Source organism: Pseudomonas sp. DWRC2-2, from assembly GCF_049897885.1.
Classification (GTDB): Bacteria; Pseudomonadota; Gammaproteobacteria; order Pseudomonadales; family Pseudomonadaceae; genus Aquipseudomonas; species Aquipseudomonas azotoformans_A.
The window spans coordinates 1,069,621-1,093,650 of record NZ_JAFCXD010000002.1 but is presented as its reverse complement, the minus strand read 5'-3'; the positions used below and the strand labels follow the sequence as shown (position 1 = coordinate 1,093,650).

Here is a 24,030-nt window from a genome sequence, read left to right as displayed (position 1 = left end):
AAAGGAATCGACCTACGACGGGAACAGAGCGGCCTGATCGAATTCGCACAACCACTCGATGAATAATCACGCACGCTCCGGGCGACCCTGGCGACCTGGTCCTACGCGCCCTCCCTCGATGCTTGACTCAACGTGTGGCCCCAATGCCCAGTTACTCGCTCCGTATCCTGCTGGTGGAGGATCACCCGTTCCAACTCCTCGCCACCCAATACCTGCTCAGAAGCTTCGGCTTCGCAAGACTGACGCCGGCCGAAAGCGCCGAGCAGGCAATCTGCTTGATGTCGCAGGCCGAGGTGCCTTTCGACATCATCTTGTGTGACCAATGCCTACCCGACTTACCGGGACTCGAACTGATTGAAATTGCCAGTCGCCGACGCTTTACCACGACCGCCATCCTGTTAAGCGGTTTACCGGTGGCGGAACTCGCCAGCCTGATAAGCCAAGCCATGGACCGTGGCCTGCCACTGCTTGGCTATCTATCGAAGCCGCTGAACAAGGATGAACTTGCACACTTGCTCTGCCCATTACTCAAGTTAAAAATGTAGGAATTAAACATAATGAGCCGACGAAAGACGACAGCACAACATCAGTTAAATCCATAGCAGCAACCGGTAGCCTATTCACGTTCAAAGCCTCGACGTAGCGCTTCACCAAGCCTCAGCAGCCGGTAGGCCATTACCTTTTTTAATGTAGGATTTTTCCTGTTTTATATCTACTCACCCTTCGACTCATGCTCCTCCCTCCTCTTCTGAGCTAATGTGCCCGCTTTATTTGCACTTGTACGGAATGTGATCATGAACTCAGTTTTTATTATCGATGACCACCCGGTTATACGGCTCGCCATCCGTATGTTATTGGAACACGAAGGCTATAAAGTCGTGGGCGAAACCGATAACGGGTGCGACGCCATACAAATGGTACGCGAATGCCTGCCTGACCTGATTATCCTGGATATCAGCATTCCCAAGCTGGATGGCCTCGAAGTGCTCTGCCGCTTCAACGCCATGAACACCCCGATGAAAACCCTGATACTGACCGCCCAATCGCCCACCCTGTTCGCCACACGCTGCATGCGTTCGGGTGCCGATGGCTACGTGTGCAAGGAAGGCGACCTGAGCGAGTTGCTGAGCGCCATCCGTGCAGTGTTATCCGGTTACAACTACTTCCCCAGCCAGGCACTGAATACCAATGGTGTCGATAGCGTCGAATCCCAGGAGCTTGAACTATTCAAGACCGTCAATGACCGGGAACTGATGGTATTGCAACTTTTTGCACAAGGACGAACCAACAAGGAAATTGCCAAGGGCATGTTTCTGAGTAACAAAACAGTAAGCACTTATAAAAAGAGGCTGATGCAGAAACTTCAAGCCAAGTCCTTGGTAGAACTTATCGAGATGGCAAAACGAAACGCGCTAGTGTGAGAAAGCGGATGCCCAGGCGTATAAAGGACTATCTGATTATATTGAGTGCCGGTTTGTGCTTCAGCACCGTGGTACTTGCGAACCCGCCAACGGGCCCGGAACATTTCGCCTTGTTGAGTCGTGCAGGCTCGGTTCAACTGGAAACCCACCTGAACAAGGCTCAACGCCAATGGCTGCAAAACAAGCGCGAGTTGGTGCTGGGTACTGCGGCGCCTGATTACCCACCTTTCGACCTCACGTCCAGCGGACGTGACTACGAGGGTCTCACCGCTGATTACGCCGGCCTGCTGGCCAAGGCGCTGGCCCTGCCGGTGAAAGTATTGCGCTACCCCTCTCGCGAGGCCGCGATCCGCGCGCTTGAAATGGGGGCTATCGATTTGCTGGGATCCTCCAACGGTTTTGAGGCGGCCAACCCAAACCTCACGCTGTCAGAGCCCTATGCGGTGGACCAGCCGGTCCTCGTCACCCGCGAAGGAGAGACCCGCAGCCTGACCAATGGCCTGGCCGGCATGCGCCTGGCGCTGGTCTACCACTACCTGCCCTTGCGCGAGGTGGAAAAACTGTACCCCAAGGCGACCCTGCGCGCTTATCCCTCTTATCAAAACGCCTTGAATGCGGTGGCGTTCGACCAGGCGGATGTATTCCTCGGCGATACCATTTCCACTCATTACATGATCAACAAGGGCTACCTGAAGAACATCCGCATGGCCAACTTCGGCAAACACGAAGCCTACGGGTTCAGCTTCGCCATGCCCCAACACCAGCAGACGCTCTTGAGCATTGTCGACGCCGTACTGACGGCCGTGCCCACCAATGAACGGGAAGCGATTGCCAAACGCTGGAGCGCCGGCAGCGATATCTTGCTGACCGACCAGAAACTGCAACTGACACAACGCGAAGAGCGCTGGCTACAGGAGCATCCGGTGGTCAAGGTGATCGTGAACGAGACCTTTGCCCCCCTGTCGTTCTTCGACGCCGATGGCAACTTCCGTGGCATCACCGCCGACCTGCTGGAACTGGTTCGCCTGCGCACAGGGCTGCGTTTTGAAATCCAACGTGAGCGCGTCGTTCAGTCAATGATCGAACAGGTCGGCGCAGGGAAGGCCGACATCATTGGCGCCATCGTTCCCAGCACGGAACGGGAAGCCCGGTTGAACTTCAGCCGGCCCTACCTGGAAAACTCGTACGTGATGTTGACACGCAAGGAAAACCAGTCGGCGACCAGCCTGGAGGAAATGGAAGGCAAACGCGTGGCTGTCACTGAAGGCAGCCCAATGGCGACGTTCCTGCGCGAGCACTTCCCAACCATTCAAGTGATCGCAACAGGCGACAATTTCAAAGCCGCCGAGCTGCTGGTGCAAGGACAGGTCGACGGTGCCGTGAACAGCTTGGTCATCGCCAACTATTACCTCTCGTCCTCCATGTTTCAGGACAAGGTCCAGATCAGTTTCAGTATTGGCACCACGCCGGCTAAATTTTCGCTGGCCACCTCACGCAACGCCACCGAACTCAGCTCGATTCTCGACAAGGCCATGCTGAGCATCGCACCGGATGAGCTGGGGGTCATCAACAGTCGCTGGCGCGGTTACACCGCCGCCTCCGACAGCTATTGGCGCAACTATCACCAACTGATCGCGCGCATCATCATCGGCACCGGGCTTTTGCTGCTGATCTCCCTGAGCTGGAACGCCTACATGCGCCGTCAGATCAAGCATCGAAAAATGGCCGAGCGCGCCCTCAATGATCAGTTCGAGTTCATGCGGGCTTTGGTCAACGAAACCCCGCACCCCATCTACGTACGTGACCGCAAAGGCTTGCTGCAGACCTGCAACGACAGCTACTTGCAGGTGTTCAACGTCAAGCGCGAAGACGTGATCGGCAAAAGCGCCATCCAGATGAGCGCCGCCCTTGAAACCGATGCGACGCAATACCATGCCGACTATCAGCGCGTGATGGCCGAAGGTAACCCACTGATCCTTGACCGCACGCTGCATATCCAAGGGAAGAAGCTGACGATCTACCACTGGATCCTGCCCTACCGTGACTCGACTGGAGAGGTGCAAGGCATTATTGGCGGCTGGATCGACATCAGCGAACGACGCCAGCTGTTCGATGAAATCCGCGCGGCCAAAGAACGCGCCGACGAGGCCAACCGGGCCAAGAGCACGTTCCTCGCCACCATGAGCCATGAAATCCGCACGCCGATGAACGCGGTGATCGGCATGCTCGAACTCACCCTCAAGCGCGCCGACCAGGGTCATCTTGATCGCCCGGCCATTGAAGTGGCGTACAACTCGGCCAGGGACCTGCTCGAACTGATCGGCGATATCCTCGACATCGCGCGCATCGAATCCGGCCGCCTGAGCCTCGCGCCGGAGCGTGTCAACCTGCGGGAGGTGATCGAGTCGGTGGTGCGCGTGTTCGACGGCCTGGCACGCCAGAAAACCCTCAGCCTGTCGCTTGAGTTCAACCCCAACCTGGATGACACCGAAGTCTTGATCGACCCTCTGCGCTTCAAGCAGGTGCTGTCGAACCTGGTCAGTAATGCGATCAAGTTCACCGAGCGCGGCCAGGTGAAAGTCAAGGTCGAGGTGTTGCCCACCGAACTGGCGCAGCAGGTCGAGATGAAACTGGTGGTTGAGGACACCGGCATAGGGATCAGTCGGGATGATCAGTTGCGCCTGTTCGAGCCCTTTGCCCAGGCCGACAATTCCGGGCAGCTTGCCAGGAGCGGCGCTGGCCTTGGGTTGGTGATCTGCCGCAGCCTGTGCGCGATGATGGGTGGACAATTGAGCCTGAGCAGCGTGCCGATGGTGGGTACCCAGGTGCATATCAGCCTGAACATGACCCGTCTTCAGCCGGAACAGCCGGTGCTTGAATACAAGCCTGAGGCACCTGCAAGCGCGCCAGTGCTGAACGTGCTGGTCGTGGACGACCATCCCGCAAACCGCTTGCTGATGTGCCAGCAACTGGGCTACCTGGGGCATCAGTTCAGCGCCGCCCAGAATGGCGCCGCCGGTTTCCAGGCCTGGCGTCAGGAGCGTTTCGACTTGGTGATCGCCGACTGCAACATGCCCATCATGAATGGCTATGAGCTGAGTCGCTCGATCCGCGAGTACGAACAGCGCGAGCAGCTGGCGCCCTGCGTGGTGCTGGGGTTTACCGCCAATGCCCAGCCCGAAGAGAAGCAGCGTTGTGCCGACGCGGGCATGAACGACTGCCTGTTCAAACCGATCAGCCTCACGGCACTGGAACGGCAACTGGCAAAGATCGCCCCGCAAACCACTGACCTGCACCTGGACCTCGGCAACTTCGAGGCCCTCACCGGTGGCGACCCACAATTGAGCTGGCGTTTGCTGGAAGAACTGTTGAACAGCAGTCGGCATGATCGCCAGGAACTGGCGGCGCTGATCAGTGCACACGCCCCGCTCCAGGAGATCACCGAACAGGCCCACAAAATCAAGGGCGCTGCGCGCATTGTTCAGGCGACCCCACTGGCTGGGCAGTGTGAAACCCTTGAACAGGCGTGCGCCCGTGAGGATGACTGGGCGGTGATCGAAGCCGGGGCAAAAGCCCTGGAAAAACTCATGCTGGAACTGGAGAGGTTGCTGCAAGGGCAGCTTCACGGCCTGGAGGGACAGTAAGGGGCGCAGGCCGCCCCTCCCGTGATCAGCAGTCGGTCAAGCGCAGGAAGATCGCCGCCAGCTGTTCGATACCCGCCTGGTCCTGGACGGTGAAACGCGCCAACGACGGGCTGTCGAGGTCAAGCACGCCAATCAGTTGGCCGTCCTTGACCAACGGCACCACCAGTTCGCTGTTGGACGCGCTGTCACAGGCGATATGCCCTGGGAACGCATGCACATCTTCCACGCGCTGGGTCTGCCGCGAGGCGGCCGCTGCACCGCACACGCCACGGCCAAACGGAATGCGCACGCAGGCGATCTGGCCCTGGAACGGGCCCAGCACCAGCTCTTCGTTACGGTTGAGGTAGAAGCCAGCCCAGTTCAAGTCGTCCAACTGGTTGAACAGGAACGCAGAAAACTGCGCACTGTTGGCAATGAAATCCCGCTCATCGGCCAGCAGCGACTCCAGTTGCGCATAGAGCATGGCGTAGCCATCAAGGCCAGTGCCAGCGCTTTGTAGATCGATCATGGTTGCAGCTCCAGCAATTTGAGGCCTACCCAGTAACGGGCGAATTGATAAGCGCAACGACCGTTGCGGTTGCCGCGTCCGGTCGCCCAGCGCACGGCCAGGATGTCGAGGGCTTCATCGCGCTGCCACTGCAAACCGGCCTTGCTGGCCAGCTCGCCGATCCAGTGCTCCACCACATCCAGGAAATGTTCTTGTGTGAAGGGGTAGAACGACAACCACAAGCCAAAGCGGTCGGACAAGGCAATCTTGTCTTCCACCGCTTCGCTCGGGTGCAACTCGCCGTCCACGCGTTTCCAGTTGTCGTTGTCGCTCTGGTTTTCCGGCACCAGGTGACGGCGGTTGGAGGTGGCATACAACAGCACGTTTTCCGGGGCCTGCTCCAGGGAGCCGTCAAGCACGCTTTTAAGCACGCGGTAATCGCCTTCACCGGCCTCGAACGACAGGTCGTCACAGAACAGGATAAACCGCTGCGGCAGCTTGACCAGTTGTTCAACCACGCGTGGCAGGTCGGCCAAATGGTCGCGCTCGATTTCGATCAGGCGCAAGCCGGCCTTGGCATGCTGGGCCAGCAAGGCACGCACCATGGAGGATTTGCCGGTGCCACGCGAACCCCACAGCAGTGCATGGTTGGCAGGCAGGCCGTCGATGAATTGCTGGGTATTGCGCGCCAGTGTTTCACGTTGCTTGTCCACACCGATCAGGTCGGACAGGCGCATCTCCAGGCTTACATCCAACGGCAACAGGAAACCCGTGCGGCCTTCACGCTGCCAGCGGGCAGCCAGGCAGTGGTTCCAATCGATGGTTTGGCGGGGCGCGGGTAACAAGGGTTCCAGGCGGGCGAGCACTGCATCGGCCCGTTCAAGAAACGCATTCAATCGAGCATCCACGATTATTCCTCTGGCAAGTTCTTGCAAAAGATGGCGTATTGGCAACCCTGCGGCAGACCGCACGAGGCTGCGTAAAAAAACGATTCATGCCGGGTAAGCCAGAGCCTGTGGATGTTCAGCTATGCTTGCCGGGCGAAGGGAAACGTGAAGTGGTTCAACACTCGATGGATATCAAGTTCGCCCACCGCTTGTCTTATAAACAAGCCAGATTGACTGTGCTGGTCGGTTTCGTCTTGGGAACCTTGCTCAGCCTGATCCAAATCGGCATTGATTATGCCAGCGAAGACGCATCCATCAACCGTGAAATTCGCTCGCTGATCGAAATCAGCCACAACCCCGCCTCACGCATCGCCTACAACATCGACGCCGAACTGGCCCAGGAACTGGCCCTGGGCCTGCTGCACTCCCCCGCCATCATTCATGCCCAGTTGATCGACAACAACGGCGTGGTGCTGGCCGATGTCGACCGCCCACGTAAGGAGAGCACCTACCGACCTGTCAGCGATTTCCTGTTCGGCGCCAACCGTCAGTTCGAAGACCGGCTGTTCCTTAATCACATGCCCAACGAGTCCCTCGGGGTGCTGCGCCTGGACGTCGACACCTATGCCTTTGGCAGCCGTTTCCTGCGCCGTGCCGAGATCACCCTGCTCAACGGCTTCGTCCGTAGCCTGTTGCTGACCGGCATCCTGTTGGGCTTGTTCTACGTGATGCTGACCCAGCCGCTGGTGCGCATCATCCGCGAGCTGAGCAACCGCCGGCAGGCACGCCTGGATTGCCCGCCCGGCCACGAGCACGATGAGATCGGCGTGCTGGTGAACGTGGCCAACCAGCAGTTCGAAAACATGGAGACGGAGATCCAGCAACGCCGCCACGCCGAAGATCGGTTGACCGAATACCTGGGACAACTGGAAGACATCGTGTCCGCCCGCACCCTGGAGCTCAAGGCCAGCAACCAGCGGTTGAGCCAATCCAACGATGAGTTGGAAGCGGCAAAGATGCACGCGCTGGGCATGGCCCAGGCACGGGCGGCGTTCCTCGCCAACATGAGCCACGAAATCCGCACACCGCTCAACGGCCTGCTGGGGATGATCGCGCTGTCACTCGACAGCCCGCTCAACGCCGAACAGCGCCAGCAACTGTCCATCGCCCATGACTCGGGTAAAGTGCTGGTGGAGTTGCTCAACGATATCCTCGACCTGTCCAAGTTCGACGCTGGCCAGTTGGAGTTGGAGCGCATCCCGTTCGACCTGGGTTCGTTGGTGGAAGACACCGCCAACCTGTTGTCACAGAACGCCGCGCCCAGCGTCGAACTGACGTGCCTGATCGACCCGCACTTTCCGGCGCAGGTCCTGGGCGACCCGACTCGCGTGCGGCAGATCGTCAGCAACCTGCTGTCCAACGCCCTGAAATTCACGCGCTTCGGACGGGTAGATGTTCGCCTCAGCGCGCGGGAGGGCCAGGTACGCATCGAGGTCTGCGATACCGGCATCGGCATTGCGCAGGAAGCCCAGGTGAAGATCTTCCAGCCCTTCACCCAGGCGGGTGCCGGCATCACTCGCCAGTTCGGCGGCACCGGCCTGGGCCTGGCGCTGACGCACAACCTGTGTGAAGCGATGAAAGGTCGACTGAGCATCAGTTCGGAAGTGGGCTTCGGTAGCCAGTTTTGCGCCGACCTGCCGCTGCCCACCCATTTGCCCGCCGTCCAGCCACTGCCGCTCAAGGGTGAGGTCATCGCGATTACCCATGCCGGCAGCGGCCTCACCGAACTGCTGACCACCCTGCTGCCTCACTGGGGCCTGACACCTCGCTGCTACTCGCAAGACGATGACTTGAGCGGGCAAACCCCGGACCTGCTGATCACCGACTGCCCGGAATGCCTGTTTCGCCTGCGCCCCACCCTCAGCGCGCCAATCCTGCTGGTGACCGCCTATGGCAATTTCATGCCCAGCGAAGAAGTTGCGGCACTCGCTCCGCTGCAACAACAGGCACGCCCGCTGAGCCGCAACGCGCTGTATCAGATCCTGCAACGTAACTTACGCAGCGACGCACAACTGATCCTAGACCCGATCCAGATGGAGGCCGCGCCCTTGGCACACCGCGCGCGCATCCTGTTGGTGGAGGACAACCCGGTCAACCAACTGGTGGCCAAAGGCATGCTCAGCAAACTGGGGTGTGAAGTGATCGTCGCAGCCCATGGTGGCGAGGCGCTCAAATTCCTTGAGGAACAACGCTTCGACCTGGTGTTGATGGACTGCAATATGCCGGTGATGGACGGCTATGAGGCCAGTCGGCAGATCCGTCGCAGCGGGCGCTGGCCAGACCTGCCAATCGTTGCCTTGACCGCCAACGCGCTGTCCGAAGAGCGCGAGCGTTGCCGGGCTGCGGGCATGAATGACTACCTGGCCAAGCCGTTCCGGCGTGAGGAACTCAGTGGCTTGCTGGAGCTGTGGGTGCCGAAGACGACAAGTCTCTGATCTGTCGAAGCAACTGGTCCAAGCCCTCGCGCAGCGCGTCAGCCTGGTTCAGGTCAATACCGCTGTCGCACAGCAGCCGCGTCTTGAGGCCATGAGTCTGGTCACGCAGCTGCACACCGGTTTCGCTCAGGCTCAAGTGCACTTCCCGCTCATCCTTGGCGCTGCGCTGGCGCCTGACCAGACTGAGTTGCTCAAGGCGCTTGAGCAGCGGCGTCAGCGTGCCGGAATCCAGCATCAAGCGCTCACCCAACGCCTTGACCGTGGGTTGCAGCGGCGTTGCGACGTGCCACTCCCACAACACCAACATCACCAGGTATTGCGGGTAGGTCAGGCCCAACTGATCAAGCATGGGCTTGTACGCGCGGGTCACCGCCCTGGAGGCGGCGTAGAGCTTGAAACACAGTTGATGGTCGAGCGCCAGGGAGACGGTCATTTGAGCAGGGCTTCGATCTCTTGGGTCAGGTCCTGCGGCTTGGTGGTCGGCGCAAAGCGCTTGACTACCTGGCCGTCGCGGCCGATGAGGAACTTGGTGAAGTTCCACTTGATGCCCTTGGAACCGAGCAAACCCGGCGCCTGTTGTTTCAGTTGCACGAACAATGGGTGGGCGTCGCTGCCATTTACGTCGATCTTCTTGAACAGTGGGAAGCTGACACCGAAGTTCAGCTCGCAGAATTCGGAAATCGTGCCTTCGTTACCCGGTTCCTGCTTGCCGAACTGATTGCAGGGGAAGCCCAACACCACCAACCCTTGATCCCTGTATTGCTGCCAAAGCTGCTCCAGGCCCTTGTATTGCGGGGTGAAACCGCACTTGCTGGCGGTATTGACCACCAGGATGGCCTTGCCGGCGAAATCGGCCAAAGTCTTTTGCTCCCCCTTGATGGTGGTGCAAGGGATGCTCAGCAGGTTGTTGCTCATGGCAATGCCTCTGTCAGGTCGAAAGAAGGATAAACATAGTAGGCAATTAAATTGTGTGCAATTGAATTGACCGGAATGATAGCCCGCTATAGGGCGCTCCCGCGTTATCCGCAGGAGCGCTGGCAGACCTAGCGCGGCACCAGGTCCAGGCACACCGAGTTGATGCAGTAACGCAGGCCGGTCGGCGGCGGGCCGTCCGGGAACACGTGCCCCAGGTGGGCATCGCATTTGGCGCAGGTGACTTCGGTGCGGATCATGCCGTGACTGACGTCACGGATCTCGATCATCGCGCTGTCGGCAATCGGCGCGTAGAAGCTGGGCCAGCCGCAACCGGAGTCGAACTTGGTGGTGGAGTCGAACAGCGGCTCGTTGCAGCAAATGCAGTGGTATACGCCATCCGTCTTGGTGGCGTTGTACTTGCCGCTGAAAGGTCGTTCGGTGCCCTTGAGACGGCACACGTTGTATTGCTCCGGATCGAGCATCGCCTTCCATTCTTCAACGGTTTTCTGCAACTTTTCCATCGGTACACCTCGGCAACTGAAAAAGCCTGATCTGTGTCTTTTCCATGGATCAGGCGGCACGTATGATTGCGCCTCTTCAAAACGCCAGTCTGGCACCCGCGCTACCGGCATTCAAACGTATTTATGGGTGCGGGCCCCGCAGGATTCGCAGTACGGTAGTGTCCACACCGTCTGGATCGTACATTTTCAGGATCACATCGCCATGCAGGTCAGCAAATCGAACAAGCTCGCCAACGTCTGCTACGACATTCGCGGCCCAGTGCTCAAGCACGCCAAACGCCTGGAAGAGGAAGGCCATCGCATCCTCAAGCTGAACATCGGCAACCCGGCGCCCTTTGGTTTCGAAGCGCCGGATGAAATCCTCCAGGACGTGATCCGCAACCTGCCCACCGCCCAGGGCTACAGCGACTCAAAAGGCCTGTTCAGCGCACGTAAGGCGGTCATGCAGTACTACCAGCAAAAGCAGGTCGAAGGTGTCGGCATCGAAGACATCTACCTGGGCAATGGCGTGTCCGAGCTGATCGTGATGTCCATGCAGGCCCTGCTCAACAATGGCGACGAAGTGTTGGTACCGGCGCCGGACTATCCGCTGTGGACCGCCGCCGTGACCCTGGCGGGCGGCCATCCGGTGCACTACCTGTGTGACGAAGGCGCCGACTGGTTCCCGGACCTGGCCGACATCAAGGCCAAGATCACCCCGAACACCAAGGCCCTGGTGATCATCAACCCGAACAACCCGACCGGCGCGGTGTATTCCAAGGAAGTGTTGCTGGGCATGCTCGAACTGGCACGCCAGCACAACCTGGTGGTGTTCTCCGACGAGATCTACGACAAGATCCTCTACGACGACGCCGTGCACGTGTGCACCGCCTCCCTGGCACCGGACCTGCTGTGCCTGACCTTCAACGGCTTGTCCAAGTCCTACCGCGTGGCGGGCTTCCGCTCCGGCTGGATCGCCATCTCCGGTCCCAAGCACAACGCCCAGAGCTACATCGAAGGCATCGACATGCTGGCCAACATGCGCCTGTGTGCCAACGTGCCGAGCCAACACGCCATCCAGACCGCCCTGGGCGGCTACCAGAGCATCAATGACCTGGTCCTGCCCCAAGGCCGCCTGCTGGAGCAGCGCAACCGCACTTGGGAACTGCTCAACGCGATTCCGGGCGTGAGCTGCGTGAAACCCATGGGCGCGCTGTACGCCTTCCCGCGGATCGACCCGAAGGTATGCCCTATCTTCAACGACGAGAAGTTCGTGCTCGACCTGCTGCTGTCGGAAAAGCTGCTGGTCGTCCAAGGCACCGCGTTCAACTGGCCGTGGCCGGATCACTTCCGTGTAGTGACATTGCCGCGTGTGGATGACCTGGAGATGGCCATTGGTCGCATCGGCAACTTCCTCAAGTCCTATCGCCAGTAACGGAAGCGACGCTGTACGACCGACAATCGGTCGTACAGCGAGTATCTGGCAACACTTCTCTGGCTTTCCCCCGTACAGGCACTTCGCCGTGACTGAAAAAGCCTGCTACCCCCTGTATTCACGGGACTGCGAGGCACCGGCGAACCGATTCAGCCGTCTTTTCCCTATCGGAAATGCCCTTCGAGACTCTACATTCAGGCTGTAGGACACAGTTTGAAATAGTCGCTCGGTTGAATCACCCCATGCCGCACCTTATATACCCCGCAGTACGCGACATATTAAGCATGAGGAGAACTCTACAACCATGATGCGCATCCTGCTGTTCTTGGCCACTAACCTTGCGGTCGTGCTGATTGCCAGCATCACCTTGAGCCTTTTCGGCTTCAATGGGTTCATGGCGGCCAACGGGGTTGACCTGAACCTCAATCAGCTGCTGGTTTTCTGTGCGGTCTTTGGTTTTGCCGGCTCGCTCTTCTCGCTGTTCATCTCCAAGTGGATGGCAAAGATGAGCACCAGCACCCAGGTGATCACCCAGCCCCGTACCCGGCATGAGCAATGGTTGCTGCAGACCGTCGAGGAGCTATCCCGCCAAGCCGGTATCAAAATGCCTGAAGTCGGGATCTTCCCGGCTTATGAAGCCAACGCCTTTGCCACCGGCTGGAACAAGAACGACGCACTCGTTGCGGTAAGCCAGGGCATGCTGGAACGCTTCTCTTACGATGAAGTGAAGGCCGTGCTGGCGCACGAGATCGGCCACGTGGCCAACGGTGACATGGTCACCCTGGCGCTGGTACAAGGCGTGGTGAACACCTTCGTGATGTTCTTCGCGCGGATCATCGGCAACTTTGTTGACAAAGTGATCTTCAAGAACGAGGGCGGCCGCGGCATTGCCTACTTCGTAGCGACCATCTTCGCCGAGTTGGTGCTGGGCTTCCTGGCCAGTGCAATCACTATGTGGTTCTCTCGCAAGAGAGAGTTCCGTGCAGATGAAGCCGGTGCCCGCCTGGCCGGTACCGGGGCGATGATTGCAGCGCTGCAACACCTGCGCTCCGAACAAGGCTTGCCGGTGCATATGCCGGACAGCCTGACCGCCTTTGGCATCAACGGTGGCATCAAGCAGGGCATGGCTCGCCTGTTCATGAGCCACCCGCCGCTGGAAGAGCGTATCGACGCACTGCGTCGTATGGGCTGATAACTTGCAATGCAAAAAGGGGCGATTGAATCGCCCCTTTTTTGTGATGCCGATTCAGGCCTTGGTCAACCGGTAAACCCGCTCATCAAGCTGCGTGACACCCTCCTGCACGAACTTCCAGCTCTCCTGCAGAACGTCTTGCTCTTGCAGCGCTTTCAGGGTCCAGTCCGACCCGAACAACACCTTCACCTCCTCATCCGACACCGCAAAAGGCGGCCCGGCTTTTTGCGTCTGGTCGTAATCGAGTGTGATCAGCAGCCCCTGGCAACCCGACGGCAGCAAGCGGCTCAACTGCTCGGCGTACTGCACACGCATCAGCGGTGGTAAGGCAATCAGGGCCGCGCGGTCATATAACGCGGCGCACCCGATCAGGGCTTCGGCGTCCAGGGCAAAAAAGTCGCCGCACCATACTTCGATCAGGTCGGCCTGATACACCGTAAAGGCATTGCGCCGAGTGATGCGTGGCACAAGGTTCTGCTCACTGAAAAACGCCTCGACGGCCTGTTCCGACAGCTCCACACCCATGACCCGCAACCCATGGCTGGCCAGCCACATCAAGTCCAGGCTCTTGCCGCACAGCGGCACCAATACCTTGGAGCCTTCGGCGAGCGCCAGCTGCGGCCAATGTCGTTGCAGGTAAGGGTTGACCTCGGGCAAATGAAAGCCGATCTGATTGCGCGCCCAGCGCTCCTGCCAAAATGTAGGCTCCATAGATCCTCCCAATAATTCGATCAAATGGTGCTAAAACTTATATTAGATTTAGATCAATGATCTGTTTGAAGATGGGCCCATGTTAACGCTCAGGACCCCACTTATGTTCCCCAGCCTGTTTATCTCCCACGGCTCGCCCATGCTTGCCCTGCAACCCGGCGCCAGCGGCCCGGCCCTTCAGCGTCTCGCTGCCGAGCTGCCCCGCCCGAAAGCCATCGTGGTGGTGTCGGCGCACTGGGAAAGTCATGAACTGCTCGTCAGCGGCAATGCGGCGCCCGAAACCTGGCATGATTTCGGCGGTTTCCCCCGCGAACTGTTTGCCGTGCAGTACCCGGCACCGGGCAACCCGCAACTGGCCGGGGAAATTGTCGAGCTGCTGAAGGCCGACGGCCTGAATGCGCGCACCGATGACCGCCGCCCATTCGACCATGGCACCTGGGTGCCCCTGTCGTTGATGTACCCGGAGGCCGATATCCCGGTGGTGCAGGTGTCGCTGCCCAGTGGCATGGGCCCTGCCCTGCAGACCCGGGTTGGGCATGCGCTGGCCAGCCTACGCGAGCAGGGCGTACTTCTGATCGGCTCGGGCAGCATCACCCACAACCTGGGCGAGTTGGACTGGCACGCAGGGCCTGAAAGCATCGAACCCTGGGCGCGAGACTTCCGGGACTGGGTGGTCGACAAGCTGGCTGCTGACGATGAAGACGCCCTGCACGACTACCGCCGCCAGGCGCCGAATGCCGTGCGCAGCCATCCCAGTGACGAGCACCTGCTGCCGCTGTACTTCGCACGTGGCGCTGGGGGGGATTTCAGCATCGCGCACCAGGGCTTCACGTTGGGCGCGCTGGGCATGGACATCTACCGCTTCGGCTAACCGAGACACCTCAAACCGCAGGCAAAAAAAATCCCCGAACCAGTCGGGGATTTTTTATGTGCGATCAATCAGCCCAGGGGCGGATCAATCTTCGCGGTAGCGACGCAGCTTCAACTGCTTACCGGCAACGCGAGTGTCTTTCAGCTTGGCCAGCAGTTTTTCCAGGCCGTCTTCCGGCAGTTCCACCAGGGAGAAGCTGTCACGGACCTGAATGCGACCGATGGCTTCACGTGCCAGGCCACCCTCGTTGAGGATAGCGCCCAGCAGGTTCTTGGCAGCGATACCATCACGCGCGCCCAGCGCGGTACGGCAACGAGCACGGCCTTCAGCCAATGGCACCGGAGCGCGACGCTCACGATCACCACGGTCTGGACGGTCGCCAGTACGCTCTGGACGATCACCGCGTGGCGCGTTGTTCGGAACCAGTGGGCGTTCTTTCTCGATGGCTGCCAGGGTCAGGGCCTGACCGTTGGTAGCTTTGCGCAGCAAGGCTGCAGCCAGGGCACGCGGGGTGCAACCGATATCGGCGGTCAGGCGGTCCAACAGGTCGCCGTGGGTCGATTCAGCGTCAGCCACCAGCGGCGACAGGCTGTTGGTCAGTTTCTTGATGCGAGCATCGAGAACGGCCTGGGCGTCCGGCAGACGCACTTCAGCCACTTTCTGACCGGTGACACGCTCGATCACTTGCAGCATGCGGCGCTCACGTGGAGTTACCAGCAGCAGTGCACGACCTTCGCGCCCGGCACGGCCAGTACGGCCGATACGGTGAACGTAGGACTCTGGATCGTAAGGCATATCAACGTTGAACACGTGGGTGATACGTGGAACGTCGAGGCCACGGGCGGCAACGTCGGTCGCTACAACGATGTCCAGGCGGCCATCCTTGAGGGAGTCGATCACGCGCTCACGTTGGTTCTGGGCGATGTCACCGTTCAGCGCAGCGGCTTTGTAGCCTTTGGCTTCCAGGGCACTGGCCAGGTCCAGGGTGGCTTGCTTGGTGCGCACGAACATGATCAGCGCGTCGAAGTCTTCGACTTCCAGCAGGCTCAATACAGCCGAGGTCTTCTGGTCAGCGTGAACCAACAGGTGAGCCTGTTCGATCGCGGTAACGGTCTGAGTCTTGGTCTGGATTTTCACGTGCTCAGGGTCACGCAGGTGACGCTCAGCGATCGCACGGATCGACTGCGGCAGGGTCGCCGAGAACAGTACGGTCTGACGGGTCGGTGGCAGCGCCTTGAAGATGACTTCCAGGTCATCCATGAAGCCCAGCTTCAACATTTCGTCAGCTTCGTCGAGAACCAGGTGGTTCACGGTCGACAGGACTTTCTCGTCACGACGCAGGTGGTCGCACAGACGGCCCGGAGTGGCGACAACGATCTGTGCGCCATTACGGATTGCTTTCAGTTGTGGGCCCATAGGCGCGCCGCCGTAAACGGCCACAACGGTAACGCCTGGCATTTGCTTGGCGTAGGTTTCGAAAGCGGTTGCTACTTGCAGCGCCAACTCACGGGTTGGCGCCAGGATCAGGGCTTGCGGTTCGCGCTTGGCAGGATCGATGCAGTGCAGGATAGGCAGGGCGAACGCGGCGGTTTTACCGGTACCGGTTTGCGCCTGGCCAATCATGTCCTTGCCGGCCATGATGATCGGGATCGATTGCTGCTGAATCGCCGAAGGTTCTTCGTAGCCGGTCGCGATGACGGCAGCGAGAATGTTCGGGTTAAGATTAAAAGCGGCGAAGCCGCCGGTTTCCTGGGTCATGGGTCTGCCTCTAAGTGCATCCGCAAAGACCCATGCTCCAAAGCTGCGCATGCCGTGTTGAGACTCAAGAGTCGCCCTGGCTGCTTTGTCGGCGGGGATTTGCGAAAACGAATGAATGAAAAAGATTCGTCAAGGGAGAGTCCGCTGTGCGGACGTGCAGCCGAAGCTGACTTCGGGGAATTGCGCTACCTAAACGCGGCCCGGTTAAAGGCCGGCGCGCACTATACCGGAAATAGCTGAAAAAGGGAGCTTTTTTTATCGGAAAGCACCGACAAACCGCGCTGTGTCACAGTCTTTGCAGATAACACCGGCAAGGTCTATTTTTCTAAGGCCCGGCCCTGTTGGTCATAACGCTTAAACGGTTCACCTGACCTTTCTGGCCCTTCGGTCCGAAACCCTTTCCCGCGCCCGAGGGCACACCCGATGAATCAAGCCAGCAGTAGCCGCGTCAGCCGTGAACTCCAGGGCCATGTCTTGCTTTTAGGACTGGATCGGGTGGCCAAGCGCAACGCCTTCGACCTGGACCTGCTCAATGAGCTGAGCCTGGCGTATGGCGAATTTGATCGAAATACCGAAGCGCGGGTCGCCGTGGTGTTTGCCCATGGCGATCACTTCACCGCCGGGCTCGATCTGGCCAATGTCAGCGGGGTGATGGCCGGTGGTTGGCAGCCTCCTCTGGGAGGTTGCGATCCCTGGGGTGTGTTTGCCGGCCCCCGTGTAAACAAACCGGTGATCGTCGCGGCCCAGGGTTACTGCCTGACCATCGGGATAGAGCTGATGCTGGCTGCCGATATCAATCTCTGCGCCAGCAACACGCGCTTCGCGCAGATGGAAGTACAGCGTGGGATCTTTCCGTTTGGCGGCGCGACGTTGCGCTTTCATCAGATCGCCGGCTGGGGCAACGCGATGCGCTGGCTGCTCACCGGTGATGAATTCGACGCCCATGACGCCCTGCGCCTGGGCTTGGTGCAGGAAGTGATGGCCAGCGAAGACCTGCTGCCTCGCGCCGTCGAACTGGCCAACCGCATCGCCCGTCAGGCGCCGCTGGGTGTGCAGGCCACGTTGATGTCAGCACGGTTGGCGCGGATGGAAGGCGAAACCGTGGCGGCCGCGGCATTGCCGCCGATGGTGGATAAACTGCTCAACAGCGAAGATGCCAAGGAAGGTGTACGGGCGATGATCGAGAAGCGGCCCGGCGTATTCAAAGGCCTTTAGCTCAGGTCGCCGGGCGGATCGCCTTGATCAACGGCTGCAACGAATAACCCAATCGCGGTGCCAGGGCTTCGGCGCGAGCGGACAATGCCTGCAGGTCCAGTTCCTGATCCAGCTCCGAAGGCACCAGCAAGATCACATTGCCCTCCTTCACCGGCAGTTCCCAATAATGCCGGTGATACAAACCACGCAACAAAGCAGCGCCCAGCGGTTTGCCATCATCGGTGGCCCACTGGTTGATCACCAGCCAGCCGCCGGGGTTGAGTTTCTTCTGGCAATTTTCCAGGAAGGTCCAGGCCAGGTGTCCGACGCCAGGGCCGACATCCGTATACAGGTCGACGAAGATCAGGTCGGCTGGCTCTGCGGTCTCCAGCAATTGCAGGGCATCGCCGATGCGGATGTACAGGCGCGGATCATCGTCCAGCCCCAGGTATTCGATGGCCAGGCGCGGCACATCGGGGCGCAGTTCGATGGCTTCCACGTCTTCCAGCGGCAGGAACTTCAGGCACGCCTGGGTCAGCGTGCCAGCGCCCAAGCCCAGGAACAGCGCGCTTTCCGGCTGTTCATGGCACAACGCGCCGATCAGCATCGCGCGGGTGTAGTCGTACTCCAGCCAGCTCGGGTCAGCGGTGAACACACAGCTTTGCTCGATGGCATCGCCGAACTCGAGAAAACGGTAATCGGCCACTTCGAGCACACGGATCATGCCGAAGTCATCATGGACTTCAGCCAGCAGGCGCTCGACACGCTCCTCGGTCATCACTACTCCTAAAGGGTTTACCGCACGGCAAAGGCGCGATTGTCGGCCAACCGGCGGCAACAGGTCACGCACTAATTGCTGATAACATTGGCGCCCCACCGTCAATCAGCCAATCGAGTTCATGATGAGCCAACCCTGGAGCCCCGACAGCTGGCGCGCCCTGCCGATCCAGCAACAACCCCAGTACCCGGACGCTGCGCACTTGTTGCAAGTGGAGCAGAACCTGGCCAGCTACCCGCCGCTGGTGTTTGCCGGGGAAGCCCGCGAGTTGCGCCGTCAGTTTGCCGAAGTGACCCAGGGTCGCGCCTTCCTGTTGCAGGGCGGTGACTGCGCCGAGAGTTTTGCCGAGTTCTCTGCCGCGAAGATCCGCGACACCTTCAAGGTGCTGCTGCAGATGGCCATCGTGATGACCTTCGCCGCCGGCTGCCCGGTGGTGAAAGTCGGGCGTATGGCCGGCCAGTTCGCCAAGCCGCGCTCGGCCAACGATGAAACCATCGACGGCATCACCCTGCCCGCCTACCGTGGCGACATCGTCAACGGCATCGGTTTCGACGAAAAAAGCCGCGTGCCGGACCCGGACCGCCTATTGCAGTCCTACCACCAGTCCACCGCCACCTTGAACCTGCTGCGCGCCTTTGCCCAAGGCGGTTTTGCCGACCTGCACCAGGTGCACAAGTGGAACCTGGACTTCATCGCCAACTCCGCACTGGCCGAGAAGTACAGCCAACTGGCCGACCGTATCGACGAAACCCTGGCCTTCATGCGCGCCTGCGGCATGGACAGCTCGCCGCAACTGCGCGAAACCAGTTTCTTCACCGCTCACGAAGCACTGCTGCTCAACTACGAGCAAGCCTTCGTGCGCCGCGACAGCCTGACCAACGATTACTACGACTGCTCGGCGCACATGCTGTGGATCGGCGACCGCACCCGCCAGTTGGACGGCGCCCATGTCGAGTTCCTGCGTGGCGTGAACAACCCGATCGGGGTCAAGGTCGGCCCAAGCATGAACCCCGATGACCTGATCCGACTGATCGACATCCTCAACCCGGACAACGACCCCGGCCGCCTCAACCTCATTGCGCGCATGGGCGCCGGCAAAGTCGGTGATCACCTGCCGGGCCTGATCCGTGCCGTGCAGCGTGAAGGCAAGCAGGTGCTGTGGAGCTCCGACCCGATGCACGGCAACACCATCAAGGCCAGCAGTGGCTACAAGACCCGCGACTTTGCGCAGATCCTGGGTGAAGTGAAGGACTTCTTCCAAGTGCACCAGGCCGAGGGGACTTATGCCGGCGGGATTCACATCGAGATGACCGGGCAGAATGTTACAGAGTGCATCGGCGGCGCGCGGCCGATCACCGAGGATGGTTTGTCGGACCGCTATCACACCCACTGCGACCCACGGATGAATGCCGATCAGTCGCTGGAATTGGCGTTTCTGATTGCCGAGACGTTGAAACAGGTCAAACGCTGAACAACAGAGCTGCCCGCAACCGGTCGGCACTGGGCCGCTGGCAATTGAGCTGGACCTGTTCCAGCCCGAGCCAGTCGGCCATTTGCAGCAGGTTCTGCGCCAACGCCGCCATCCCCTCGTCATCGAGGCCCGGCTCTTCCTCATGCACGGCGTGCACCGCCAGGCGCCTTTTGGCGCGTTCGGCGCGCAGGTCGATGCGCGCAGCAATCCGCTCGTTGTGCAGAAACGGCAGCACGTAATAGCCGTACACCCGCTTATCTTGCGGGGTGTAGATCTCCAGGCGGTAGCGGAAGTCGAACAGGCGCTCGGTACGGCTGCGTTCCCACACCAGCGAATCGAACGGCGACAGCAAGGCGCTGGCCGGTACTTTGCGTGGCACTTTCGGATCGGGCAGGCAGTACGCCGGTTGTTTCCAGCCTTGCACTTGGCAAACCCGCAGTTGGCCGTCTTCCACCAGTTCGGCGAGACGGTTACGGCTGTCGGCAGGATCGAGGCGAAAGTAATCGCGCAGGTCTTTTTCAGTCCCCACGCCTAATGCCGTGGCGCTGTGCAGCAACAAGCCACGTTGGGCTTCGGCTTCAGTCACGGCGATTTGAAGGATATCGCTGGGGATGACCCGCTCCGGCAAGTCGTAGAGCCGCTCAAAACCGCGTCGGCCGGCAACCGTCACCAGCCCGGCGGCAAACAGCCATTCCAATGCATGTTTTTCATCGCTCCAATCCCACCACGGACCGGCGCGCTCCTCACGGGTCGACAAACTGCCAGCCCCCAACGCGCCTTGTTGCTCGACAGTCTGCAACACCCGCTGAAGGGTGGCTTGTTGCTCACGGCCAAAACGCGCCATCTGCGAATAAATGCCCTGCCCCTGCTGCGCCCGCTGCATACGCCAGCGCATCAACGGGTATAGCGCCATCGGCAGCAGTGAGGCCTCATGCCCCCAATACTCGAACAACGAACGCCGTCGACCCTGGCTCCAGGCAGCCTGTTCAAGGATTAACGGAGAGTAGTTGCCCAGACGGGAAAACAGCGGCAAGTAATGGGAACGTACCACGGCATTGACCGAATCGATCTGCAACACGCCAAGACGCTCGATCATGCGATTGAGGTGCGCGGCCTTGATCAAGGCAGGCGCCTGGCGCCCGGAAAAACCCTGGGCCGCCAGTGCCATGCGGCGTGCTTGCTTGAGAGAGAATGACAGGTCGGCGGGCATGGGGTTCTCCGTGTGGGCGCGCCGACTACCCTACTGCATCCGCGATCATTTTCGCAGCGGGTCCTGCCAGAAATGCAGGTGGCGTTCATGCTCGACGTCACCGCGGCTGATGCCGATATCCTTGAGCGCATCATCACTCAAGGTTGCCAGCATCTGGCGCTCCTCATGCAGCGCCTGCCAACGGGCAATCTTGTGAAACAGCCCGGCAAACGGACGTTTCGCCATCAACACAAAACCTCTTTGACCTTTCATCTTCTCGCCCTCCAGTGGGGATGGCGCAAGTGTGTGCCTGGGCTTAAGATCAATCCAACGAATGTTTCTTATGCAATACATCTCAGAGATTGATCAATTGTCCAGCTTCCCGAGTATCGACACCGAAGTGCTGCGCACCTTCGTCGCCATCGCCGACCAGGGCGGTTTTACCCGCGCGGGTGAGTTGGTCAATCGCACGCAATCGGCGGTGAGCATGCAGATGAAGCGCCTCGAAGAAGACGTGTTGCAGCGCAAGCTGTTCGAGCGCGATGGCCGCCAGGTGCGGCTGACGCCTGAGGGCCAAGTGTTGCTGGGTTATGCGCGGCGTATCCTGAAGCTGCACAGTGAGGTGTTCAACACCCTGCGCGAGCCGCATATGGTGGGCCTGGTGCGCATCGGCACGCCGGATGACTACGTGATGCGGTTCCTACCAGGGATTCTCAAGCAGTTTTCCAAGGCCTACCCGCTGATCCAGATCGAGATGCACTGCGAGGCGTCAACGGTACTGATGCAGCGGCGGGATTTGGCACTGACCGTTGTCAGCCGCGAGCCTGGCAATGAGATCGGTGAACTGTTGCGCACCGAGCGCATGGTGTGGGCGGCAGCGCCGTGCTTCTGCACCGAAGAACACGACGCTCTGCCGCTGGCGATGTCCGGTACGGCCTGCCTGTATACCCAGTGGGCCTGCTCGGCACTGGACGCGGCCGGACGCGATTATCGCCTGGCCTACCACAGCTCCAACGTGTCGGCGATCCAGGCCGTGGTCAATGCGGGCCTGGCCGTGATGGTCAGCATGGAGAGTCTGGTAACCGAAGACCTGCGCATACTTGGCCGCGACGAGGGTTTCCCGCCACTGCCATCCATGAATCTGCATCTGCTGCGTAACACGCGGATGAACTCCCCCATCACCGATTGCCTGGCGGAATACATCATCGAAGGCTTCAGACTTTAAAGGTCAGCATCACTGCGCACACCACCAGAAAGCCGCAGAACAGGCCGCGCAGGACGCGTTCTGGCAGCGCATGGGCGACTTTCACGCCCCAACTGATACTGAGCAGACCACCGACGGCCAAGGGCACGCCGATCATCCAGTCCACCTCTTGGTGCCAGGCGTAGGTGACCAGCGTCACGCCGGTACTCGGCAATGCCAGGGCCAGGGACAGGCCTTGGGCAACCACTTGGGTGGTGCCGAATACGCTGGTCAGCACGGGCGTCGCGACCACCGCGCCGCCGACGCCGAACAAGCCGCCCATGGAGCCAGAGGCTGCGCCGAGCACCCCGAGCCATGGCCAGGAGTAACGCATCTGCGCCGTCGGCGGTGCGTTGCGGGTGAACATGCGCAGCAGGTTGTAGGCCGAAAGCGTCAGCAGGAAGGCAATAAAGCCGATGCGCATCGCGCCCGCATCCAGGCCGACCGCCCAGATCGACCCGAGCCAGGCGAAACTGAACCCCATCACGCCCAACGGCAGCGCATGGCGCAGTTCGATACGGTTACGCTGGTGATAGCGCCACAGCGCCAGCATCACGTTGGGCACCACCATCACCAGTGCCGTGCCTTGGGCCAACTGTTGATCGAGGCCGAACAATACGCCCAGCACCGGGATCGCGATCAGCCCACCGCCAATGCCAAACAGGCCGCCCACTGTGCCGAGGGCCGCGCCCAATACCAGGTACATCGCTAAATCCAACACCGCTTGTTACTCCGCAATCCCAGGCCTTGCATGCTACGCAGTCGGCTCTGGCGCGGAAACGCACAGCAACGCACAATGGCTGTGCCAATCTCGCATAAGCGTTTATTCGATGAACCCCAATACCCTGACCGATCAACTGAGCCTGTTTCTCGACGTGCTGGAAACCGGCAGTTTTTCCGCTGCCGCACGCCGGCATCCGCTGACGCCCTCCGCGGTGGCGCGGCGGATCGACAGCCTGGAAAGTTCGGTGGGCAGCCGCTTGTTCCAGCGCAGCACCCATGCGGTGGTGGCGACCCCGGCGGGGTTGGCCTTTGCCGAACGGGCGCGGCGGATCGTCAGCGAATTGCAGTTGGCACGGGCCGAAGCCGTGTCTTTGAGCCATGCCCCGGAGGGCCTGATTCGGGTGGATGCCCCAGCGGCCTTCGGTCGACGGCACCTGGCGCCGGTGATTGCCGACTTCCTGAACGTCTACCCCGGGCTGGATGTGCACCTGCATCTGATCGACAGCTTTGTGGACATGCAAGGCGCACACCTGGGCAAGGTTGACCTGGTGCTGCGTGCCGGGCATCTCGTCGACACACGCTTGATCGCCACGCCTCTGGCGAGCATCGTGCGCGTCGCCTGCGCCAGCCCGGCCTACCTGAAAAGCCGAGGCACGCCCAGCCACCCTCGCGAGCTGAGCGAACACGACGGACTGGACTGGGACGGCCTGGCGCCCACATTCGCCTGGCGCTTTGAGCTGGATGGGCGCCGCGCTACCTATCGTCCACGTCGCATCCGCATGAGTGCCAACAACGCCGAAGCCTTGCTGTCGGGCGCACTGGCCGGACTGGGCATTGCTCACCTGCCCACGTGGCTGGCCAGTGAATACCTGGTGCGTGGCGAACTGCTGCCGCTGTTTTGCGAAAATGGCCTGCCCAGCCCGGAAACCACCGGGATCTATGCGCTGCGCCTGGAACAGCAACCCAATGCACGCAGCCGCTTGTTGCTGGAATACCTCAAGACCCGTTTCAGCCCGGTGCCGCCCTGGGACCTGGCCTTGCAAAGTGGCTTGGTCTGACCGCTCGGACAGAATTATCTGGCGCATTAAAGATTTGCCCGCTAGATTCCAGCCCAGA

General features: G+C 60.3%; 22 protein-coding genes. 11 read left to right on the top strand and 11 right to left on the bottom strand.

Annotation, left to right across the window (positions count from 1 at the left end):
- Nucleotides 1-143: 143 nt before the first annotated feature.
- From ACP7EW_RS13690 to ACP7EW_RS13680, 3 genes are all read left to right on the top strand, one after another.
- Nucleotides 144-545 carry a response regulator gene (locus tag ACP7EW_RS13690; protein ID WP_426217614.1) on the top strand — a complete coding sequence of 134 codons (402 nt, stop codon included), beginning with the start codon at nt 144-146 and terminating at the stop codon, nt 543-545.
- 249 nt (nt 546-794) lie between these two features.
- On the top strand, nt 795-1,421 hold the full coding sequence (locus tag ACP7EW_RS13685; protein WP_038841965.1) for a response regulator transcription factor: 627 nt from the start codon (nt 795-797) through the stop codon (nt 1,419-1,421).
- A gap of 8 nt (nt 1,422-1,429) precedes the next feature.
- A complete protein-coding gene (locus ACP7EW_RS13680; RefSeq protein ID WP_426217611.1) occupies nt 1,430-5,065 on the top strand; it encodes a transporter substrate-binding domain-containing protein in 3,636 nt (1,211 codons plus the stop codon).
- Nucleotides 5,066-5,090: 25 nt separating this feature from the next.
- Here ACP7EW_RS13680 and ACP7EW_RS13675 read toward each other — a convergent pair whose 3' ends face one another.
- Both ACP7EW_RS13675 and ACP7EW_RS13670 read right to left on the bottom strand, forming a co-directional pair.
- A complete protein-coding gene (locus ACP7EW_RS13675) occupies nt 5,091-5,573 on the bottom strand; it encodes a GAF domain-containing protein (RefSeq protein WP_426217609.1) in 483 nt (160 codons plus the stop codon).
- Complete coding sequence (locus tag ACP7EW_RS13670; protein WP_061435858.1) at nt 5,570-6,460, bottom strand: ATP-binding protein; 891 nt, start codon at nt 6,458-6,460, stop codon at nt 5,570-5,572. The genes ACP7EW_RS13675 and ACP7EW_RS13670 overlap by 4 nt, the downstream gene beginning before the upstream one ends.
- 164 nt (nt 6,461-6,624) lie before the next feature.
- On the opposite strand from ACP7EW_RS13670, the gene ACP7EW_RS13665 reads away from it, so the two are divergent.
- A complete protein-coding gene (locus ACP7EW_RS13665; protein WP_426217607.1) occupies nt 6,625-8,934 on the top strand; it encodes a response regulator in 2,310 nt (769 codons plus the stop codon).
- On the opposite strand, the gene ACP7EW_RS13660 is transcribed toward ACP7EW_RS13665, so the two are convergent.
- From ACP7EW_RS13660 to msrB, 3 genes are all read right to left on the bottom strand, one after another.
- Nucleotides 8,888-9,367, bottom strand: coding sequence for a MarR family winged helix-turn-helix transcriptional regulator (locus ACP7EW_RS13660; RefSeq protein WP_033901386.1), 480 nt, complete (start codon nt 9,365-9,367; stop codon nt 8,888-8,890). The genes ACP7EW_RS13665 and ACP7EW_RS13660 overlap by 47 nt on opposite strands.
- Entirely contained in the window at nt 9,364-9,849 is a 486-nt protein-coding gene (locus ACP7EW_RS13655; RefSeq protein WP_426217605.1) for a glutathione peroxidase, read from the bottom strand. Before ACP7EW_RS13655 ends, ACP7EW_RS13660 begins: the two co-directional genes overlap by 4 nt.
- A 128-nt stretch (nt 9,850-9,977) precedes the next feature.
- On the bottom strand, nt 9,978-10,370 hold the full coding sequence (gene msrB / locus ACP7EW_RS13650; protein WP_033901384.1) for a peptide-methionine (R)-S-oxide reductase MsrB: 393 nt from the start codon (nt 10,368-10,370) through the stop codon (nt 9,978-9,980).
- A gap of 202 nt (nt 10,371-10,572) precedes the next feature.
- Here msrB and ACP7EW_RS13645 point away from each other — a divergent pair, with 202 nt between their 5' ends.
- Nucleotides 10,573-11,784 (top strand): pyridoxal phosphate-dependent aminotransferase, encoded by a 1,212-nt coding sequence (locus ACP7EW_RS13645; RefSeq protein WP_033901383.1) that lies wholly within the window; start codon nt 10,573-10,575, stop codon nt 11,782-11,784.
- A gap of 304 nt (nt 11,785-12,088) precedes the next feature.
- Nucleotides 12,089-12,976, top strand: coding sequence for a protease HtpX (gene htpX / locus ACP7EW_RS13640; protein ID WP_016978461.1), 888 nt, complete (start codon nt 12,089-12,091; stop codon nt 12,974-12,976).
- Nucleotides 12,977-13,030: 54 nt separating this feature from the next.
- Here htpX and ACP7EW_RS13635 read toward each other — a convergent pair whose 3' ends face one another.
- Nucleotides 13,031-13,687 (bottom strand): thiopurine S-methyltransferase, encoded by a 657-nt coding sequence (locus ACP7EW_RS13635; RefSeq protein WP_426217602.1) that lies wholly within the window; start codon nt 13,685-13,687, stop codon nt 13,031-13,033.
- A 103-nt stretch (nt 13,688-13,790) separates the two neighbouring features.
- Here ACP7EW_RS13635 and ACP7EW_RS13630 point away from each other — a divergent pair, with 103 nt between their 5' ends.
- On the top strand, nt 13,791-14,558 hold the full coding sequence (locus ACP7EW_RS13630; RefSeq protein WP_426217600.1) for a DODA-type extradiol aromatic ring-opening family dioxygenase: 768 nt from the start codon (nt 13,791-13,793) through the stop codon (nt 14,556-14,558).
- Nucleotides 14,559-14,642: 84 nt separating this feature from the next.
- Here the strand turns inward: ACP7EW_RS13630 and ACP7EW_RS13625 are convergent, their stop codons facing one another.
- Nucleotides 14,643-16,316, bottom strand: coding sequence for a DEAD/DEAH box helicase (locus tag ACP7EW_RS13625; RefSeq protein ID WP_017734403.1), 1,674 nt, complete (start codon nt 16,314-16,316; stop codon nt 14,643-14,645).
- Between the two features lie 423 nt (nt 16,317-16,739).
- Between ACP7EW_RS13625 and ACP7EW_RS13620 the strand changes: the two genes are divergently transcribed.
- The gene (locus tag ACP7EW_RS13620) at nt 16,740-17,531 is read left to right on the top strand and encodes a crotonase/enoyl-CoA hydratase family protein (RefSeq protein WP_426217598.1); all 792 of its coding nucleotides are present in this window, start codon (nt 16,740-16,742) and stop codon (nt 17,529-17,531) included.
- A 1-nt stretch (nt 17,532) separates the two neighbouring features.
- Here ACP7EW_RS13620 and ACP7EW_RS13615 read toward each other — a convergent pair whose 3' ends face one another.
- The gene (locus tag ACP7EW_RS13615) at nt 17,533-18,288 is read right to left on the bottom strand and encodes a spermidine synthase (RefSeq protein WP_038841936.1); all 756 of its coding nucleotides are present in this window, start codon (nt 18,286-18,288) and stop codon (nt 17,533-17,535) included.
- A 124-nt stretch (nt 18,289-18,412) separates the two neighbouring features.
- Between ACP7EW_RS13615 and ACP7EW_RS13610 the strand changes: the two genes are divergently transcribed.
- On the top strand, nt 18,413-19,759 hold the full coding sequence (locus ACP7EW_RS13610; RefSeq protein ID WP_016975387.1) for a class II 3-deoxy-7-phosphoheptulonate synthase: 1,347 nt from the start codon (nt 18,413-18,415) through the stop codon (nt 19,757-19,759).
- Here ACP7EW_RS13610 and ACP7EW_RS13605 read toward each other — a convergent pair.
- Nucleotides 19,749-20,969: a winged helix-turn-helix domain-containing protein gene (locus ACP7EW_RS13605; protein WP_426217595.1), complete on the bottom strand. Its 1,221-nt coding sequence runs from the start codon at nt 20,967-20,969 to the stop codon at nt 19,749-19,751. The two genes, ACP7EW_RS13610 and ACP7EW_RS13605, sit on opposite strands and share 11 nt — an antisense overlap.
- A gap of 45 nt (nt 20,970-21,014) precedes the next feature.
- Nucleotides 21,015-21,221, bottom strand: coding sequence for a DUF1127 domain-containing protein (locus ACP7EW_RS13600; protein ID WP_033901376.1), 207 nt, complete (start codon nt 21,219-21,221; stop codon nt 21,015-21,017).
- A gap of 70 nt (nt 21,222-21,291) precedes the next feature.
- On the opposite strand from ACP7EW_RS13600, the gene ACP7EW_RS13595 reads away from it, so the two are divergent.
- The gene (locus ACP7EW_RS13595; protein ID WP_177075682.1) at nt 21,292-22,173 is read left to right on the top strand and encodes a LysR family transcriptional regulator; all 882 of its coding nucleotides are present in this window, start codon (nt 21,292-21,294) and stop codon (nt 22,171-22,173) included.
- Here the strand turns inward: ACP7EW_RS13595 and ACP7EW_RS13590 are convergent.
- Nucleotides 22,163-22,912 carry a sulfite exporter TauE/SafE family protein gene (locus ACP7EW_RS13590; RefSeq protein ID WP_426217593.1) on the bottom strand — a complete coding sequence of 250 codons (750 nt, stop codon included), beginning with the start codon at nt 22,910-22,912 and terminating at the stop codon, nt 22,163-22,165. The two genes, ACP7EW_RS13595 and ACP7EW_RS13590, sit on opposite strands and share 11 nt — an antisense overlap.
- A gap of 109 nt (nt 22,913-23,021) precedes the next feature.
- Here ACP7EW_RS13590 and ACP7EW_RS13585 point away from each other — a divergent pair, with 109 nt between their 5' ends.
- Nucleotides 23,022-23,972, top strand: a complete 951-nt coding sequence (locus ACP7EW_RS13585) for a LysR family transcriptional regulator (RefSeq protein WP_033901374.1) — start codon at nt 23,022-23,024, stop codon at nt 23,970-23,972.
- The last annotated feature ends 58 nt before the right edge of the window (nt 23,973-24,030 follow it).

What these genes read in the sequence shown, in the direction of transcription:
- ACP7EW_RS13690 (WP_426217614.1), top strand. Translation starts at nt 144, where the DNA reads ATGCCCAGTTACTCGCTCCGTATCCTGCTGGTGGAGGATCACCCGTTC.
- ACP7EW_RS13685 (WP_038841965.1), top strand. Translation starts at nt 795, where the DNA reads ATGAACTCAGTTTTTATTATCGATGACCACCCGGTTATACGGCTCGCC.
- ACP7EW_RS13680 (WP_426217611.1), top strand. Translation starts at nt 1,430, where the DNA reads ATGCCCAGGCGTATAAAGGACTATCTGATTATATTGAGTGCCGGTTTG.
- ACP7EW_RS13675 (WP_426217609.1), bottom strand. Translation starts at nt 5,573, where the DNA reads ATGATCGATCTACAAAGCGCTGGCACTGGCCTTGATGGCTACGCCATG.
- ACP7EW_RS13665 (WP_426217607.1), top strand. Translation starts at nt 6,625, where the DNA reads ATGGATATCAAGTTCGCCCACCGCTTGTCTTATAAACAAGCCAGATTG.
- ACP7EW_RS13660 (WP_033901386.1), bottom strand. Translation starts at nt 9,367, where the DNA reads ATGACCGTCTCCCTGGCGCTCGACCATCAACTGTGTTTCAAGCTCTAC.
- ACP7EW_RS13655 (WP_426217605.1), bottom strand. Translation starts at nt 9,849, where the DNA reads ATGAGCAACAACCTGCTGAGCATCCCTTGCACCACCATCAAGGGGGAG.
- msrB (WP_033901384.1), bottom strand. Translation starts at nt 10,370, where the DNA reads ATGGAAAAGTTGCAGAAAACCGTTGAAGAATGGAAGGCGATGCTCGAT.
- ACP7EW_RS13645 (WP_033901383.1), top strand. Translation starts at nt 10,573, where the DNA reads ATGCAGGTCAGCAAATCGAACAAGCTCGCCAACGTCTGCTACGACATT.
- htpX (WP_016978461.1), top strand. Translation starts at nt 12,089, where the DNA reads ATGATGCGCATCCTGCTGTTCTTGGCCACTAACCTTGCGGTCGTGCTG.
- ACP7EW_RS13635 (WP_426217602.1), bottom strand. Translation starts at nt 13,687, where the DNA reads ATGGAGCCTACATTTTGGCAGGAGCGCTGGGCGCGCAATCAGATCGGC.
- ACP7EW_RS13630 (WP_426217600.1), top strand. Translation starts at nt 13,791, where the DNA reads ATGTTCCCCAGCCTGTTTATCTCCCACGGCTCGCCCATGCTTGCCCTG.
- ACP7EW_RS13625 (WP_017734403.1), bottom strand. Translation starts at nt 16,316, where the DNA reads ATGACCCAGGAAACCGGCGGCTTCGCCGCTTTTAATCTTAACCCGAAC.
- ACP7EW_RS13620 (WP_426217598.1), top strand. Translation starts at nt 16,740, where the DNA reads ATGAATCAAGCCAGCAGTAGCCGCGTCAGCCGTGAACTCCAGGGCCAT.
- ACP7EW_RS13615 (WP_038841936.1), bottom strand. Translation starts at nt 18,288, where the DNA reads ATGACCGAGGAGCGTGTCGAGCGCCTGCTGGCTGAAGTCCATGATGAC.
- ACP7EW_RS13610 (WP_016975387.1), top strand. Translation starts at nt 18,413, where the DNA reads ATGAGCCAACCCTGGAGCCCCGACAGCTGGCGCGCCCTGCCGATCCAG.
- ACP7EW_RS13605 (WP_426217595.1), bottom strand. Translation starts at nt 20,969, where the DNA reads ATGCCCGCCGACCTGTCATTCTCTCTCAAGCAAGCACGCCGCATGGCA.
- ACP7EW_RS13600 (WP_033901376.1), bottom strand. Translation starts at nt 21,221, where the DNA reads ATGAAAGGTCAAAGAGGTTTTGTGTTGATGGCGAAACGTCCGTTTGCC.
- ACP7EW_RS13595 (WP_177075682.1), top strand. Translation starts at nt 21,292, where the DNA reads ATGCAATACATCTCAGAGATTGATCAATTGTCCAGCTTCCCGAGTATC.
- ACP7EW_RS13585 (WP_033901374.1), top strand. Translation starts at nt 23,022, where the DNA reads ATGAACCCCAATACCCTGACCGATCAACTGAGCCTGTTTCTCGACGTG.